This window comes from Colwellia sp. BRX10-1 (assembly GCF_014077545.1).
In the GTDB taxonomy this organism is placed as follows: Bacteria; Pseudomonadota; Gammaproteobacteria; order Enterobacterales; family Alteromonadaceae; genus Colwellia_A.
In genome coordinates this window covers 1-15833 of sequence record NZ_JACGWC010000035.1, presented here as the reverse complement: position 1 = coordinate 15833, position 15833 = coordinate 1, and the positions used below count along the sequence as shown (strand labels likewise).

The 15833-nt window shown below is 38.5% G+C and carries 14 protein-coding genes; 11 read left to right on the top strand and 3 right to left on the bottom strand.

Going from position 1 to position 15833, the window contains the following annotated elements; genetic code table 11:
* The first annotated feature begins 106 nt into the window (after nucleotides 1-106).
* Complete coding sequence (locus tag H4J75_RS18185) at nucleotides 107-1948, top strand: protein kinase domain-containing protein (protein WP_182217705.1); 1842 nt, start codon at nucleotides 107-109, stop codon at nucleotides 1946-1948.
* A 1-nt stretch (nucleotide 1949) separates the two neighbouring features.
* Complete coding sequence (locus H4J75_RS18180) at nucleotides 1950-2324, top strand: VOC family protein (RefSeq protein WP_182217703.1); 375 nt, start codon at nucleotides 1950-1952, stop codon at nucleotides 2322-2324.
* Nucleotides 2325-2436: 112 nt separating this feature from the next.
* Here H4J75_RS18180 and H4J75_RS18175 read toward each other — a convergent pair whose 3' ends face one another.
* The 3 genes from H4J75_RS18175 to cmoA form a co-directional block, all read right to left on the bottom strand.
* Nucleotides 2437-3777 carry an anti-phage deoxyguanosine triphosphatase gene (locus tag H4J75_RS18175; RefSeq protein ID WP_182217701.1) on the bottom strand — a complete coding sequence of 447 codons (1341 nt, stop codon included), beginning with the start codon at nucleotides 3775-3777 and terminating at the stop codon, nucleotides 2437-2439.
* A gap of 121 nt (nucleotides 3778-3898) precedes the next feature.
* Complete coding sequence (gene cmoB, locus H4J75_RS18170; RefSeq protein ID WP_182217699.1) at nucleotides 3899-4861, bottom strand: tRNA 5-methoxyuridine(34)/uridine 5-oxyacetic acid(34) synthase CmoB; 963 nt, start codon at nucleotides 4859-4861, stop codon at nucleotides 3899-3901.
* A gap of 8 nt (nucleotides 4862-4869) precedes the next feature.
* Entirely contained in the window at nucleotides 4870-5604 is a 735-nt protein-coding gene (gene cmoA / locus H4J75_RS18165; RefSeq protein WP_182171727.1) for a carboxy-S-adenosyl-L-methionine synthase CmoA, read from the bottom strand.
* A gap of 181 nt (nucleotides 5605-5785) precedes the next feature.
* Between cmoA and H4J75_RS18160 the strand changes: the two genes are divergently transcribed.
* The 9 genes from H4J75_RS18160 to tolA all read left to right on the top strand — a co-directional run.
* Nucleotides 5786-8632, top strand: coding sequence for a transporter substrate-binding domain-containing protein (locus tag H4J75_RS18160; protein WP_182217697.1), 2847 nt, complete (start codon nucleotides 5786-5788; stop codon nucleotides 8630-8632).
* Between the two features lie 175 nt (nucleotides 8633-8807).
* On the top strand, nucleotides 8808-10607 hold the full coding sequence (gene aspS / locus H4J75_RS18155) for an aspartate--tRNA ligase (protein ID WP_182171721.1): 1800 nt from the start codon (nucleotides 8808-8810) through the stop codon (nucleotides 10605-10607).
* Nucleotides 10608-11052: 445 nt separating this feature from the next.
* Nucleotides 11053-11589 (top strand): crossover junction endodeoxyribonuclease RuvC, encoded by a 537-nt coding sequence (gene ruvC, locus H4J75_RS18150; protein ID WP_146798953.1) that lies wholly within the window; start codon nucleotides 11053-11055, stop codon nucleotides 11587-11589.
* Nucleotides 11590-11664: 75 nt separating this feature from the next.
* Nucleotides 11665-12288, top strand: a complete 624-nt coding sequence (ruvA, locus tag H4J75_RS18145) for a Holliday junction branch migration protein RuvA (RefSeq protein WP_070377216.1) — start codon at nucleotides 11665-11667, stop codon at nucleotides 12286-12288.
* 123 nt (nucleotides 12289-12411) lie between these two features.
* On the top strand, nucleotides 12412-13416 hold the full coding sequence (ruvB, locus tag H4J75_RS18140) for a Holliday junction branch migration DNA helicase RuvB (RefSeq protein ID WP_146798954.1): 1005 nt from the start codon (nucleotides 12412-12414) through the stop codon (nucleotides 13414-13416).
* Nucleotides 13417-13921: 505 nt separating this feature from the next.
* A complete protein-coding gene (gene ybgC / locus H4J75_RS18135) occupies nucleotides 13922-14332 on the top strand; it encodes a tol-pal system-associated acyl-CoA thioesterase (protein WP_182217695.1) in 411 nt (136 codons plus the stop codon).
* Nucleotides 14322-15005, top strand: a complete 684-nt coding sequence (gene tolQ, locus H4J75_RS18130; RefSeq protein ID WP_070376296.1) for a protein TolQ — start codon at nucleotides 14322-14324, stop codon at nucleotides 15003-15005. Before ybgC ends, tolQ begins: the two co-directional genes overlap by 11 nt.
* Before the next feature lie 15 nt (nucleotides 15006-15020).
* On the top strand, nucleotides 15021-15446 hold the full coding sequence (gene tolR, locus H4J75_RS18125; protein WP_182222885.1) for a protein TolR: 426 nt from the start codon (nucleotides 15021-15023) through the stop codon (nucleotides 15444-15446).
* Between the two features lie 3 nt (nucleotides 15447-15449).
* Nucleotides 15450-15833: cell envelope integrity protein TolA (tolA, locus tag H4J75_RS18120; RefSeq protein WP_182222884.1), on the top strand; the 384-nt coding region annotated here is incomplete at its 3' end.

The following is a 15833-nucleotide window of genomic DNA, read 5'->3' as shown; positions in this document are numbered from 1 at the left end:
ATAGAATTATCTTTCAAGCGCTTAAATTTAAGCGGGAGCTTTGAGTTAACATCAAGTCACTTTAAAGATATACTTTTTAGCAGAGCAAGCATTGTTAGGAAATCACGTGCACGAAAATAAACTGCAACATTTTTATATTGCCGAAGAGCAATCGGTTTACTTATTAAACACTAAAGACGCTACTAAATTAAAAGTTTGGGTTGAATTATGTCAGCAGCAATTAAGTTTACTGGGCTATAAAAATATCGCCTTATTGGGAAAGGGCGCCTATGGGTTTGTGTTTAATGGTGATGATGACTTAGGGAATGCCTTTGTTTTCAAATTTTCACGAATGAATTTACCGCAACACGTACAAGACAGACTAGCAGAAGAAGCTGAAATTCAAGGAGAGCTATCGCATCGACGCATCCCTAAAGTTGTTAAATATTACAAAATTAAGCGCCAATCTATCGTGCATATGGAACGAGCGCCGGGCATCGATTTAGAAAAATATTCTCAACAGCATGGGCCGTTAGCGCCTGAACTTGTCGTTAATATCGCGATTCAACTCGCTGAAATTTTGCTTTATTTACGCAACCCTAAAAAACACAGCAAAGGGAAACCCTATGTTCATGGGGATATTAAACCCTCGAATGTTGTTTTTAATGAAAAAACGGGCAAGGTTTACTTAGTCGACTGGGGCTCTGCTGTTGTTGCGCAGCTAGATGCTACTGGGCAAAATACCGCGAATAGTGTCATGGACTTAATGAGTAGCGATTTGCAAAATACTAATGCGCGTTTAGGTGATGTTTACTTTATTGGTCAAGACCAAATAAGTGGCGCAATGTCTTCGCCACGCTTTGATGAGCAGGGGTTAGCGGCAACTATTTATGCGATTGCGTCAGGTCAATCGTGTCGATATGGTCATCAGGTTATTTCTCCGCTTTCATTGGGTTTACCAAAGTTACTGGCGAAAATTATTGATGCTATGCTCAGCGACGATCTAAAAACACGTAATAGCGCCGGTGATTACTTTTTTAAACAGTTACCTTATTTAAAACGCATGGTCATGGCCAAAAAGCATACGGCTTTCGATGCTAAATTACTTATTCCTGTTTGGTTAAAATCTAAAACAGACAAAATTTTTGATACTGTGGTTTACGGTTCGAGAAAATCTTTTTTAAGAGAGTCTACCGAGAGTGATGAGTTAAACGAGATTGATGATGCGCAACTAGAAAAATATTACAAAAACTTTTTGATGGGCATGGGCGATACCGAAAAAGCATTTATTGCCGCAGTTGGCCGGCTAGGTAATTTTCCTGTGGTTGGTGGTTTAGCGATACGTTGGCAGGCCGATGGTGTTTATATTGATTCTAATTTAACCTTGTTTGACCCTAATCTTAATGCTTCTTTTCAAAGTGCTGTCAATAATATGGTGCATCTCGCTCAAGGTATTCACCGCGTTGGTATGTTTAAGAGTTGTTTATTTAATGCCAGAAATACTTTGCATGTCGAAAGACAAAGTAGTGAGCACGACTTCATTGCTGAGTTGGGACAGGAGTTTTCATTTGAGATCAGTGATGTTGCTGAGGTAGATGATATTACACGTTTGCATTCATACTTTGAAGACGGTAAAGACCCCGATGAATACCTCTATCTACCCGATGAGATAATGGCTGTATTAGGACGTTTAAATCTAATTCATCATACTGGCTGCATTATTTTTGAAGTCTTGCCCACTCACTTAAAAATTCATAGTTATTTAATGTTACTTAACCATGAAAAAAAGCAAGAATTTGCCGAGTGTTTAGCTGAAATTATTACGCTATTACCAACAATTCAAGGTCAGGGAATATCAGGCTTTATGAAGTTACCCTATAAAGATACCCGATATTTTGAACATATAAGCACCTTGCCTGAAAAGTATTATCCAAGAAACCCAAAAATAATTGAATCAGTGGAGAAATAAAATGAGTGACAAAATAGGTGAAATGGCTTGGTTAGATTTAACGGTAGACAATGCCACTGAGGTGAAAGATTTTTACCAGCGCGTTATTGGTTGGCAAGTTGAAAACGTGGCGATGGGCGATCATAACGATTATGTCATGAAGAGTCCTGATAGCGGTGAAGCGATCAGTGGTATTTGTCATGCTAAAGGAGTGAATGCTAGTATGCCTGCGACATGGTTACCTTATTTTTTAGTTAAAGATATTCACGCTGCCGTTGCAAATGTTATCGAGCTTGGCGGCGAATTGCTCACTGAAATAAAGCAGGTAGGTAAAGATAAGCATGTGGTGATTAAAGATCCCGCAGGTGCTGTTTGTTCACTCTATCAGCAAGGTTGAATTAAGCTTTATCTATTACGCTAATTTTTATCAGTATCGACCGTTTTACTTTTAGCGCGCACAGTAAACAATGAAGCCGAGTCAATATCTAGCTTCATTTTTTTGCTTAGAGTTAGCGCTCACTTAGTGGGAATGAACCACTGGGCAGGAACAGTCGCTGATAAAGATGAGTAGCATAGTCATCCGTCATCCCTGAGACATAATCAGCAATTACTCGATGTTCGTTCAAGTTATGCGTTTTTGCATAAAGCCAACGCCGCTTGGTATGTTTAGGCAATAATCGAGTGGGATCACTGGCCAGTGCTTCAAATAACTCCATTACTATTTGTTGCCCACGATATTCGAGTTGTTGAATACTGGTTTGTTTAATAACAAATGAGAAGACAAAGTCTTTGAATATCTGTAGTGCCTTCGCGGCATTAACTGGTAGCTTAGCGTTGTAACGTAATAAGGGTTCAGTAAAGCTTATTGTCGAGTTTTCATTTAAATCAGCTAAATATATTTCGGTAATTAAATAATTGACTAAGCCGCCAATCGCTTCTTTTTGAATGTAGTGTTGTTCATTAAAAAGCTTTGCTGTTAAACGTTGACAATAATCTTTCAACCAAGGTTCATCGATTGCTTTAAGTTTAGTGATAACTTCTTGTTCAAAATCTTGCTGGCTGACTACACCTGTAACTATTGCGTCTTCTAGGTCATGAATACCGTAAGCTATATCGTCAGCGAGCTCCATAATTGAACAATCGAGTGATTTAAATATTGTTTTGTTATGTTTGTTTTTGGTTTTTTTTATTGATTGAAAAAGAGCGCGATCATCAGCAGATAATGGCGATAAAACCCAATCAAACATTTCAGTGTCATCATTATATAAGCCTTTGGCAGGATGCCAGTCAGCCGCTTTTAATTGTCTAAAACTGTGCGGAGCAACAGGTAAAGGTAATTGTGTTAACTCGGTTAATAGTTGTGGGTATTTTATTAAGCCTAATAATGTTCGGCGAGATAAATTCATCCCATAAAACTCACTAAAGGGCTCTAAGTGTGAAACAATGCGAAAAGTTTGCCCATTGCCTTCAAAGCCGCCATGGTTACGCATCATATAATTAAGAGCAACCTCACCACCGTGCCCAAATGGAGGGTGACCAATATCGTGGGCTAAACAAATAGATTCAATTAAGTTCTCATCATCAGGAAAAAGCTCAGCAGATAATTGTGCATGCTTGTTTCTTAATTGGGCACTAATTCCTGAGCCAATTTGCGCTGCCTCTAATGAATGGGTAAGACGTGTTCGATAGAAATCACTTTGTCCACTGCCCATCACTTGGGTTTTAGACTGTAAGCGACGAAAAGCAGCAGAATGGAGTATACGCGCACGATCACGCTGAAAAGGGCTACGGTGATCATTTAGACGTTTTGCAACACTAGCTAGTTTTCGCTGCGACCAAAGTTCGTTCATAGACACCCTTTTATCTTAATTGTGTTAAATTTTTTACCTATCATAATCACATACTTAAATAATAAAAGTCACTACCTAAATATACTCTGCAGATAATTAACAGACTACTTATCTCGACAACTTAAGTATTAGCAATAAAAATAGCACGTTTTGGCGCGGGGTAACCTTCTATTGTTTTACTGTTATCGTCAGGGTCAAGGAAATCAGCCAGTGACTCAGTATCTATCCAGTCAGTTTTTCGTTGTTCATCAAGTGCAGTGATATCGGTATTGACCACCCGTATATTTTTAAATCCACATCGCGAAAGCCATGCACACATCGCATCACAACTAGGTAAAAACCAGACATTACGCATTTTAGCATAGCGTTCGCCAGGCACTAAAACGGTATGTTCATCACCATCAACCACTAAAGTTTCTAGCACTAACTCGCCACCCTTTACTAACTGTGCTTTTAATTGGTAAAGAAAATCAATAGGAGAACGGCGATGGTATAAAACACCCATGGCAAATACGGTATCAAAGGCATTAAGCTCAGGTAATTGTTCTACACCTAACGGCAATAAGTTGACTTTAGGGTCATTAACAAAGTGCTGAATAGCATTAAATTGTGTAAAAAATAATTGTGTTGGGTCTATGCCAACAACAAATTTAGCTCCATCACCGCGCATACGCCATAAGTGATAGCCACTGCCACAACCAATATCTAAAACGTATTTATTGTTAAGTGGGCTAATATGCTCTTTTAAACGATCCCATTTGAAATCGGAGCGCCATTCAGTGTCTATATGCAAACCATGGATATGGTAAGGGCCTTTACGCCAGGGTTTAAATTTTTTCAGTAAATTTTCTAAACGCTTATATTCACCTTCAGTAATATCTTCTTTTTTACCGACTGTAACACCGTCACTGATATTAACGACTGATGGTGTCGTCTTTGGTAAAGCGGTTAAGGTTTTTTGCCAATGGGCAAACTCGCCATGCAATTGTTCTTTTTTCCATTGGCTAAGTTGCGCAGGAAGAGTGTTTAACCAATGGCTTAGGCGGTTTTGAGCTATTTCTTGATAAAATTTATTGAATGACATGAATAAAGTTACTTAATGGCGATGAGTGAAAAAAAGTTAAAACATTGGAACCAAGGCGTTTGATGGTTGAAACCAGCATTTTCTAAGCGTGCAATATGTTCGGGTAAGCTATCAATGCGCATAACTTTTTCAATAGCGGTACGTTTTTGGGCTATTTCTAGTTCGCTATAACCGTTGGCGCGTTTAAAGTCGAGATGCAAATCGACAAGTAGTTCATTACAGATCTTATCATCAGCTGATATTTTTTCTGATAATAACAATAAGCCACCAGGTTTTAAGCCCTTGGCTATTTTATCTATTAATGTCGAGCGTATTTCTGGCTCAATAAACTGTAAGGTGAAATTAAGTACTACCATTGAAGCGTTTTCAATCTCAATATCTAAAATATTCCCTTCAATAATTTCTACCGGTGTAGCACCTTTGAATGCACTAACATGCATTTTACAGCGCTCAACCATGGCAGAAGAATTATCAACACCTATAATTTTACAGTTTTTCGCGGTGATCGCTTTACGCATGGCTATCGTTGCGGCGCCGAGTGAGCATCCTAGGTCATACACATGACTATTGTCAGTGACAAAACGCTGACTTAAGCGGCCAATGGTATCAATAATGGTATTATAACCAGGTACAGAGCGGGAAATCATATCAGGAAAAACTTCGACAACATGTGCGTCAAAAGTAAAATCTTTAATTTGGCTTTGTTTTTTTGAAAAAATTAAATCGGGTTCTGATGGTTTCATTAGGCTGAACTTGTCTTGGTATTTAAATATCAATTTTGCGTTATTTTAACCCAAATTTATTGTCATAGGGTAGTATTGCGTACTTTTTAGTAGTTAAAGCTAAAATTTACCCTGCAACTTATGACGAATAAGGTCTATAATCGTTGTTATTTCATCCACTTTAACCATTAAGGAATTGCTGTTGCAACTCAATTATTTTGTTCGTTGTCTAATCTTACTGGTGATGTGTTTTGCTATAACAGTGCAAGCAAACAATGAACGTTTTGAAATCTCAGCAAAGCCACTCACAATAGCGATAAACAAAACCAGCTATCCTTATATGTTCCTCAATGACAAAGGACAGGCGGATGGCTTAATGCCCGATCTTTGGAAGCTATGGGCAGAGCGACAAGGTGTTAAAATTGAATTTATTACCACGGACTGGTTATCAACATTATCACAGGTTCAATCAGGTGAAGTTGACATTCATGGCGGAATGACTAAAACAGTAGAGCGCAGTAAAGAATTATTGCTTACACCGTCATTTTTCTATCACGATTTCTATTTTTATACCCATAGAGATTTTACTAATTTAACTGAAATTAGCCAATTGTCACCTTACATTATTGGTTCGGTTCGCGGGTCAAGTCATGCCGCAATCATTTTAGAAAAATATCCACACCTTAAATTACGTTTATACGAAAATCGCCATGTCTTATATCAAGCGGCATTAGCTAACGAAATAATGGTTTATACGGACGTTGAAAAACCTTCTAAACTTTTTAGTGAGTATTTTGAATTAAATAAACAATACCCACCTTACAAAAGAATTAGTTTCTATCAAGGTGAATATGTAGCCGCCACATCAATAGAGAATACGTTGTTAAAAGACTTTATCGTTGAAGGTTTTGATAAAATTACGGTTGCCGAAAAATCGCTAATAGAAAAAAAATGGTTAGGACGAGAGAAAAGTAGTAAAACATTGTTATTAAGCTTCCTAACACAAGCACCGCCTTATATGGCGGTGTCTCCTACGGGGCAACCGCAAGGTTTATTTATTGATTTATGGCGTTTATGGGCGAAAGAAAGTGGCATTGAAATTGAATTTATTGCTCAATCTCCATCACAAGAATTAGCGATGTTACAAGGCGGTGATGTCGATATACATATTGGTTATTCAGCCGAAAATTTTAATAATAAATTACAGATCGCTTCACAAATTTATGGTGTTGATGCTGGCGTGTTTGTTTCTACCCGAATTGATAATGTTTATTCATTGAAAGACTTACAAGGTAAAAGAATAGGTATTTTAGCGGGGACTACTTATGAAAACACCTTAACTAAGAGGTACCCTAATCTAAAAGTTCAGGTTTACCAGACAGCTAATGAACTTCTTCATCAGGCTGAATTAGGCAATGTTGATGCTATGGTCAGTGCTCAAGAATACCTAAATGCCCGTTTAATAGAAAGCAATTTACAATCTTCATTTTATCAATTAAAAAATGTTACTTTCCCAACACCAGTTTATTCCTTAGTAAAAAAGGGTAATGATAAATTGGTTGAATTGATTAACGAAGGCTTTAACAATATTCCTATTGAGCAACTTATTAGACTCGAGAGAAATTGGCTTATCGATAAAAATAACGGCTATTTTGTTCGCTCTGCTGAAAAAGTGAGCTTATCTCAGTCTGAACAATTATGGCTAGAACAAAATCAAAAAGTAAATGTTGGACTGGTTAAAAACTGGATGCCAATGGAATTTGTTAATGCAAAAGGCCAAGTAACAGGTATCAACCCCGATGTACTTAAGTTGATATCAGATCGCTCTGCTTTAGCGTTTGAATTTACATTTTTTGATAGCTGGAATGACTTATATCAAGGATTAGTCGAGGAAAAAATTGATATGCTTGCCAGTATTTCTGTGACGCAAGAGCGAAAGAAACAGGTTCTATTTACTCAACCTTATTGGAGTATGCCTTGGGTCATTTTACACCAACGTCAATTGGGCTCTCAACTGACACTTAACAGTTTTCATGGTAAAACATTAGCCGTTATTAAAGGCTACTATCTATCGTCTGCTATTAGAAAAGAACACCCATTAATATCGTTAAAACTCGTTGATACTCACAATGAGGGTCTACTTGCCGTTCAGCAAGGTAAGGTTGACGGTTTTATTTCTAATATAGCGTCGGCTTCTGAATTAATGAAACGAGAAAGTCTCAGTGTTTTAGATATGTCAGTGTTGGAAGAATTGCAAAGGGACAGCAGTCACTTTGCCATTAGACCCGATTGGCTTGAATTACAACAAATCATAAACAAAACCTTATTGACTATTTCTGAGAATGAAAAACAGAAAATTTATGACCGCTGGTTTGGAGTGAATATAGAAACAGGGTTTAATAAAGATGTTGTCATGCGAGTCTCAGCACAAATTGGTGTACTTATTCTCATTATTATTATTGCGATAATAATGTGGAATAGGCGCTTATATGGTGAAATAAAAACGCGTAAATTGCTTGAAGAAAAAATGAAACATATGGCGACCCATGATGAATTAACCGGGTTAGCCAACCGAGTATTGCTAAAAGACCGGATCAATACTGCCATTAGCTTCCATCAGCGCCAACAATTACAAATGGCCGTTTTATTTCTCGATCTTGATGGTTTTAAAACTATCAATGATACCCATGGCCATGATGTTGGCGATGAACTGTTAGTCAAAGTGGCTAATAAACTAAAAAGTTGTGTTCGACAGTCAGATACAGTTGTTCGTTTCGGTGGTGATGAATTTGTTCTACTGCTAACAGGTTTGCATCAAAAAAGTGAAGCCGCTTATATTGCCGACAAAGTATTAAAGCTGATGCAGCAGCCTTTTGAATTGTCGGTGGAACGGGTTAATATTGGTTGTAGTATTGGTATTGCTATGTATCCCGATGATGGCGTGACAGATAATGACCTGCTAAAAATTGCTGATACGTTAATGTATAGGGTTAAGGCAAATGGAAAAAATCATTATGTCTTTAACTCAGAGACATACGCAGCTAAATAAATAAAACCAAACTATTTTATCATCCGTAAAATATTTTTTAATCATTTTACGGTCACTATTCCCCTTAATGCTTTTTTTGTCGTCATATTCCTTTATAATGTCGGCAATTTTCCATCCTAACGATTGCCATGCTAATACTTTGCATGAGCTAGTTAGTATTATCAGGACAACAGACATGCGCGATCTTTATTGTGGTGATGTGAACGAATCTCACATTGGCAAAGAAATTACTTTATGCGGCTGGGTTAACCGTCGTCGAGACTTAGGTGCGGTGATCTTTTTAGATCTACGTGATCGTGAAGGTATGGTACAAGTCGTTTATGATCCAGATTTACCTGAAGTTATAGCGAAAGCGAATACCTTACGTAATGAATTTTGTGTTCAAATTAAAGGCAAGGTGCGTGCCCGACCTGAAGGTCAAATTAATAAAGACATGAAAACCGGTGCTATTGAAATTTTAGGGTTAGAGCTGACTATTTTAAATAAGTCTGCACCATTACCACTTGATTCCAACCAAAATAATTCAGAAGAACAACGTTTAAAATATCGCTATTTAGATTTACGTCGTAGCGAGATGACAGAACGTATGCGCTTTCGTGCAAAAGTAACATCGGCAGTGCGAACGTCCTTAGAAGGGCAGGGCTTTTTAGATATTGAAACACCTATCTTAACTGCGGCAACACCTGAAGGTGCACGTGACTATTTAGTACCAAGTCGCACACATAAAGGTCAGTTCTTTGCTTTACCGCAGTCACCTCAGTTGTTTAAACAATTGTTAATGATGTCGGGTATGGAACGTTACTATCAAATTGTTAAATGTTTTCGTGACGAAGATTTACGCGCTGACCGTCAGCCTGAATTTACTCAAATAGATATTGAAACGTCATTCATGAGCAGCGAGCAAGTGATGAATGTTGCTGAAACGATGATCGTTAAATTATTTAAAGATTTGATGAATGTTGATTTAGGCACATTCCCTCGTATGACTTATTTAGAGGCAATGACACGTTTTGGTTCAGATAAACCTGATTTACGTAATCCACTAGAATTAGTGGATGTTGCTGATATTGTTAAAGATGTAGAGTTTAAAGTTTTCTCTGGACCCGCAAACGACGAAAAAGGCCGTGTATCGGTAATTTGTGTTCCGGGTGGTGCTGCAAAATTCTCACGCAAAGGTCTTGACGAACTGACTAAGTATGTTGGCATTTATGGTGCTAAAGGCATGCCTTGGTTAAAAGTTAATGATGTTGACGCAGCCTTAAGTACTGGTATTGACGGCATACAATCGCCGGTCTTGAAGTTCTTAAATGAAGAAGCGGTAAAAGCGTTATTAACACGTACTAATGCTAAAACAGGCGATATTATTTTCTTTGGCGCCGACAAGTACAATGTTGTTACTGAATCACTTGGTGCATTGCGTCTTAAACTAGGCGAAGATTTAGAATTATTACAAGGTGATTGGAAACCATTGTGGGTTGTTGACTTCCCAATGTTTGAAGAAGCTGATGGCGGCATGCATGCAATTCATCACCCGTTTACCGCACCTATTAATTTAACGGCTGAAGCATTAGAAGCTAACCCTGTTGGCGCGCTTTCTGATGCTTACGATATGGTGTTAAATGGCTGTGAATTAGGCGGCGGTTCGGTACGTATTCATAACCAAGATATGCAAGCTGCAGTTTTTAGAATTTTGGGTATTAGTGACGAAGAAGCGCAAGAAAAATTTGGCTTTTTACTTGAAGCACTTCAGTATGGTGCTCCACCACACGCTGGCTTAGCGTTTGGTTTAGACCGCCTAGTAATGTTAATGACTGGCGCATCATCAATTCGTGATGTTATGGCTTTTCCAAAAACAACCACAGCGGCTTGTCCATTAACCAATGCACCGGGTAAAGCAAATCCAGCACAGCTTGTTGAACTGGGCATCGCTTGTTTACCTAAAGCTGAAAAGAAAGAAGAACCTTTAGCTGAATAGTTTATAAATAATCAGCGTTCGATAAAAAGCAGCTAATTAGCTGCTTTTTTTATCTATAGAATGTACGGTCATAACAGTTCTTAGGCAACCATGCCTTCACTGTATTATTGCTTTGTACAGGTCATTTTTGTTCTGGTAAATCATAGACCCTGAGCCCTCTAGGCAATGTTGTGGCGCCATGGATTGCAACGAACGACGAATGGTCACGACCGCATTTATGCAGAAGGTAGAGCGAAGCATAGATGCACGAGCTGAGGATGTACTAGGGCTCCTGTCGTCATGCTGAATTCATTTCAGTATCTGAATAACAGTTCTTATCTGCATAACGTTCATTGTCAAAATGAACGACGACATTGCCATTTAACTGACTTCAACGCATAATCTCGATACTCTTTTAAGCCATTCCTGCTTTCGTTAAAAATACTATTAAATAAGAGAACTCAATTTGACCATAATCCTAGGTATCGATCCTGGCTCACGTATTACCGGTTACGGTGTTATAAAAAAAGAAGGTCGCAAAATCTCATATTTGGGCAGTGGCTGTATAAAAGCATATGCGGGCAATAAAGAGGAAGATGACTTTAGCCTGCGTCTACAAACTATTTTTGCTGGTGTTTCTGAGTTGATCCTGCAATTTTCTCCCGAACTTTTTGCTATAGAACAAGTTTTCATGGGCGTTAATCCTGGTGGCGCGTTGAAGTTGGGGCAAGCGCGAGGAGCTGCTATTGTTGCGGCAACCAATAAAGGCTTACCGGTTGCAGAATACTCAGCCAGACAGATAAAACAATCGGTTGTTGGTACGGGCGCCGCCGATAAAAGCCAAGTACAACACATGGTGAAATCTATTTTAAAACTGCCTGCTATGCCGCAAGCGGATGCTGCCGATGCACTCGCTATTGCGCTTTGTCATGCGCATAGCCATGATACTCTTGCAAAAATGGCGGGGCAGGTTAGTAAAATCGTCCGTGGACGATTACGATAAACCACGCAAGCGACTTTACTGTATAAATATATAGTGGTATGGTTGCCAAAAGTTAATGTAGAGAAGGTTTTAGCTGTGATTGGTCGTTTACGTGGAACATTATTAGAAAAATTAGCACCAGAAGTCTTAATTGAGTGCGGGGGAATTGGCTACGAAGTTACTATGCCAATGACCAGTATTTATGCCTTACCTGAATTAAACGAACAAGCGATTATTTATACGCACTTTGTGGTCCGTGAAGATGCGCAATTATTATATGGCTTTGCTAATAAAATCGAACGTAGATTATTTAGACTGGTTATTAAAGTTAATGGCGTTGGCCCTAAATTAGGCCTTGCCATACTTTCAAGTATGTCTGCAGACCAATTTGTTAGCTGTGTTGCTCATGACGACTTGACCAGCATTGTAAAAATACCAGGCGTTGGGAAAAAAACAGCTGAACGTTTACTTATTGAAATGCGCGACCGTTTAAAAGATTGGCAAGTCACTCATACGGCATCGCCATTAGCATCGGGAACACTTCCGATTGAGCTTCATCATGAAAATACTTTTGTGACTAATGCAAAAGGTGATGCGATTAACGCATTAGTTTCTTTAGGCTACAGTCAGCAACAAGCTGAAAAGTCGATACGAAACGTATTTAAAGCAGAATCAACGAGTGAAGATCTTATTCGTGACGCATTAAAGTCAATGCTTTAATATCTACTGCATTGATAAAATGTAGATAAAGCTAACACGTAAATAACAGGCTGCTAATATTAACATCGGCCTGACAATACTCACTTAGCCGTATTTAAATAAGCAAAGACACAAGAGAAAATAATGATAGAAGCTGATCGTCTTATTGAACCTACTGCCCAGCCAGAAGAAGAAACCATTGATCGTGCTATTCGTCCTAAACTACTAGCCGATTATACTGGACAAGATCATGTCAAAATTCAAATGGAAATTTTTATCGCGGCAGCAAAGAAGCGCGATGAACCACTCGATCATTTATTGATATTTGGTCCTCCTGGTTTAGGTAAAACCACACTTGCCAATATTGTTGCTAATGAGATGGGCGTGAATATCCGCACAACTTCCGGTCCTGTCTTAGAAAAAGCCGGAGATTTAGCGGCTTTACTGACTAACCTCGAAGAAAATGATGTGCTCTTCATTGACGAAATTCATCGTCTAAGTCCTGTGGTTGAAGAAATCCTTTACCCCGCAATGGAAGATTATCAGCTAGATATCATGATTGGAGAAGGGCCCGCTGCTCGTTCAATAAAATTAGACTTACCGGCATTTACCTTGATTGGTGCAACGACCCGTGCCGGCGCCTTAACCTCGCCACTGAGAGACCGTTTTGGCATTGTGCAACGACTTGAGTTCTATAACACTAAAGATTTAACTGAAATAGTTAAACGTTCAGCCTACTTTCTCAAGCTACCTATTGATGAAGAAGGCGCATTTGAAGTGGCCAAGCGCTCTCGTGGCACACCAAGAATAGCTAATCGGTTATTACGTCGAGTCCGTGACTATGCTGATGTGAAAACGCAAGGCATTGTTAGCCAAGCAACGGCCGCTAAAGCACTAAATATGTTAGAGGTTGATGATCAAGGTTTTGATTTAATGGACCGGAAATTATTGCAAGCGATTATTGATAAATTTATGGGCGGTCCTGTTGGTCTTGATAATGTCGCAGCAGCCATTGGCGAAGAGCGTGAAACAATTGAAGATGTTATTGAACCTTATCTTATTCAGCAAGGTTTCCTGCAAAGAACACCGCGCGGGCGTATAGCAACTGAACGTGCTTACCAGCATTTTGGTTTAGATAAGCCGGTTTAATAACCAATCCACATCGTTATATCAAATTTTAGGTAAAAAAAAGCCCACATAAATTATGTGGGCCAACTTATAAATTAAGTTGATAAGAGGAAATAGGGTTCCAATAAACATGTCAGAGAGAAGAGATAAAATCTATTCAAATTGTCTGGCTATCAACTACCCCGTTATATCAGTGAAGATAAACTTGAATAATTATTACGCTAGCTAGAACAACAAGCGGATTTTAGAGTAAGTGTTCTATTTATACAAGATAAAAAAATTAGATATTTCGCATTAGAAAAACTAATGTTACTTTTTTGGTGTGTCTTTAATCAGCACGGTACAAACTGGTAATTCTCCACTAGAAACTATTTTTCAAAATGTTACATTCGATTACCACTAAACGCTTGTCGTCAGAAGTTATTATCATTAATATAGAAGAAATTATAATTGAGTGTCTCGAATTTTATTTTTAACGATAAAAATACAAATAACGATGCACTGAGCGTTTTACATCATACAACTCATGCCAGATATTAAACACGTTTATCCAGTTAGGATATATTATGAAGATACGGATGCCGGCGGTATTGTTTATCATGCAAACTATTTAAAGTTTTGTGAACGTGCACGTACTGAGTGGTTGAGAGAATTAAACGCTAATCAATCATCTTTTTTAGAACAAAACATTGGTTTAGTGGTCAGAAGAGTGGAAATGGATAATGTAGCTTCAGCCAGCTTAGATGATTTACTTATTGTTACCTCATGGATTAGCGAATTGAAACGCGCCAGTCTGGTTTTTACTCAACAAATTAGTGATCAGCAAAATAAGCTTATTTGTGCTGTTGTTGTCCAAATTGCTTGTGTTAACTTAGCACTTGCTAAACCCTGTGCTATTCCCGAAAAAATATTAGGAGCGTTAAAACGTGTCAGCTGAAATTTCTATATTTGATTTATTCCTTCAAGCCAGTTTGTTAGTTAAAAGTGTAATGTTAATTCTACTAGGTTTTTCTATTGCATGTTGGGCGATGATATTTCAACGTCGAAAAGCACTTAACGACGCACAGGCACAAATGAAAATCTTTGAAGATAAGTTTTGGAGCGGAGCAGACCTAAGTAAACTCTATAATGAAGTTTCGTCTAAAGGTCCTGCCACCGGTATTGAAAGTTTATTTGTATCAGGCTTTAAAGAATTTGCCCGTTTACGAAAAAGCAATATGGATTCACCACAAGCGATTGTTGACGGAACTCATCGAGCAATGCGCGTTGCACTTTCACGTGAAGTTGACCATCTTGAAACACACTTGCCATTTATGGCGACCGTGGGTTCTATTAGTCCGTACATAGGTTTGTTTGGTACTGTTTGGGGGATTATGAATTCGTTTATTGCACTTGGCGCTGTTGAGCAAGCAACACTTGCTATGGTTGCTCCGGGTATTGCTGAAGCATTAATTGCCACGGCAATGGGCTTATTTGCTGCAATTCCAGCAGTGATCGCTTTTAATCGTTTTAGCCACCATGTTGAAAAATTAGAAAATGGCTACGGTAATTTTATGGAAGAATTTTCCAGTATTTTACAACGTCAAAGTACCAGTGAACCATCAGCATAAACGGAGTAATATCTTATGTATAAAAGAGTAAGACGCCGTAAAGTTGCTGAAATCAATGTTGTTCCTTACATTGATGTTATGTTGGTGTTATTGATTATTTTTATGGTTACCGCACCATTGATCACTCAAGGTGTGAAAGTTAACCTTCCTAAGGCCGATGCTGAAGCGCTTGATAAAGAGTCAAAACCCCCTTTAGTCGCTTCCGTTGATGCCGAAGGTAATTATTATTTAGCGGTCGGTACCAGTAAGAATGAACCCATGTCAGCTGAACAAGTGGCAACACTGGTTGCTGCCCATTTAAAAGTTGAACCTGACACGCCAGTCGTTGTTAACGGTGATGGTGCTGTTTCTTATGATGCTGTGATACAACTAATGGTGTTATTACAACAAAAAGCAGGTGTTCCATCGGTTGGTTTAATGACAGACCCTGGAGCTAAATAATTAATGAGCCGAAAATTTGCTATCGCATTATCGTTGAGTTTCTTATTACATATCGTATTAGCTGCGGTATTATTGATGGGCGATTTTGACAGCGAACCCAAAGTGGCGCCCAAAGTTGTACAAGTACAGACTATTCAGGCAACTATTGTTGATAAAAGTAAAATTGAAGCACAAGTTAATAAAATTAAGCAAAAAAAACTTGATGATGCCCAACAGTTAAAAGACTTGGAACAACAAGTGGCTTCCGCTAGGGTAAAACGTGCTAAAGAAGAAAAACGTATTAAAGCACTTGAGCGACAAAGAAAGAAAAAATTACTAGAGAAAAAGGCAGCTGACTCAGCAGCAAAAAAAGCGCTAAGCAAAGCTAACGCCGCTGAAAAAATACGC

What these genes read in the sequence shown, in the direction of transcription:
- H4J75_RS18180 (WP_182217703.1), top strand. Translation starts at nt 1,950, where the DNA reads ATGAGTGACAAAATAGGTGAAATGGCTTGGTTAGATTTAACGGTAGAC.
- H4J75_RS18175 (WP_182217701.1), bottom strand. Translation starts at nt 3,777, where the DNA reads ATGAACGAACTTTGGTCGCAGCGAAAACTAGCTAGTGTTGCAAAACGT.
- cmoA (WP_182171727.1), bottom strand. Translation starts at nt 5,604, where the DNA reads ATGAAACCATCAGAACCCGATTTAATTTTTTCAAAAAAACAAAGCCAA.
- cmoB (WP_182217699.1), bottom strand. Translation starts at nt 4,861, where the DNA reads ATGTCATTCAATAAATTTTATCAAGAAATAGCTCAAAACCGCCTAAGC.
- aspS (WP_182171721.1), top strand. Translation starts at nt 8,808, where the DNA reads ATGCGCGATCTTTATTGTGGTGATGTGAACGAATCTCACATTGGCAAA.
- ruvB (WP_146798954.1), top strand. Translation starts at nt 12,412, where the DNA reads ATGATAGAAGCTGATCGTCTTATTGAACCTACTGCCCAGCCAGAAGAA.
- ybgC (WP_182217695.1), top strand. Translation starts at nt 13,922, where the DNA reads ATGCCAGATATTAAACACGTTTATCCAGTTAGGATATATTATGAAGAT.
- tolR (WP_182222885.1), top strand. Translation starts at nt 15,021, where the DNA reads ATGTATAAAAGAGTAAGACGCCGTAAAGTTGCTGAAATCAATGTTGTT.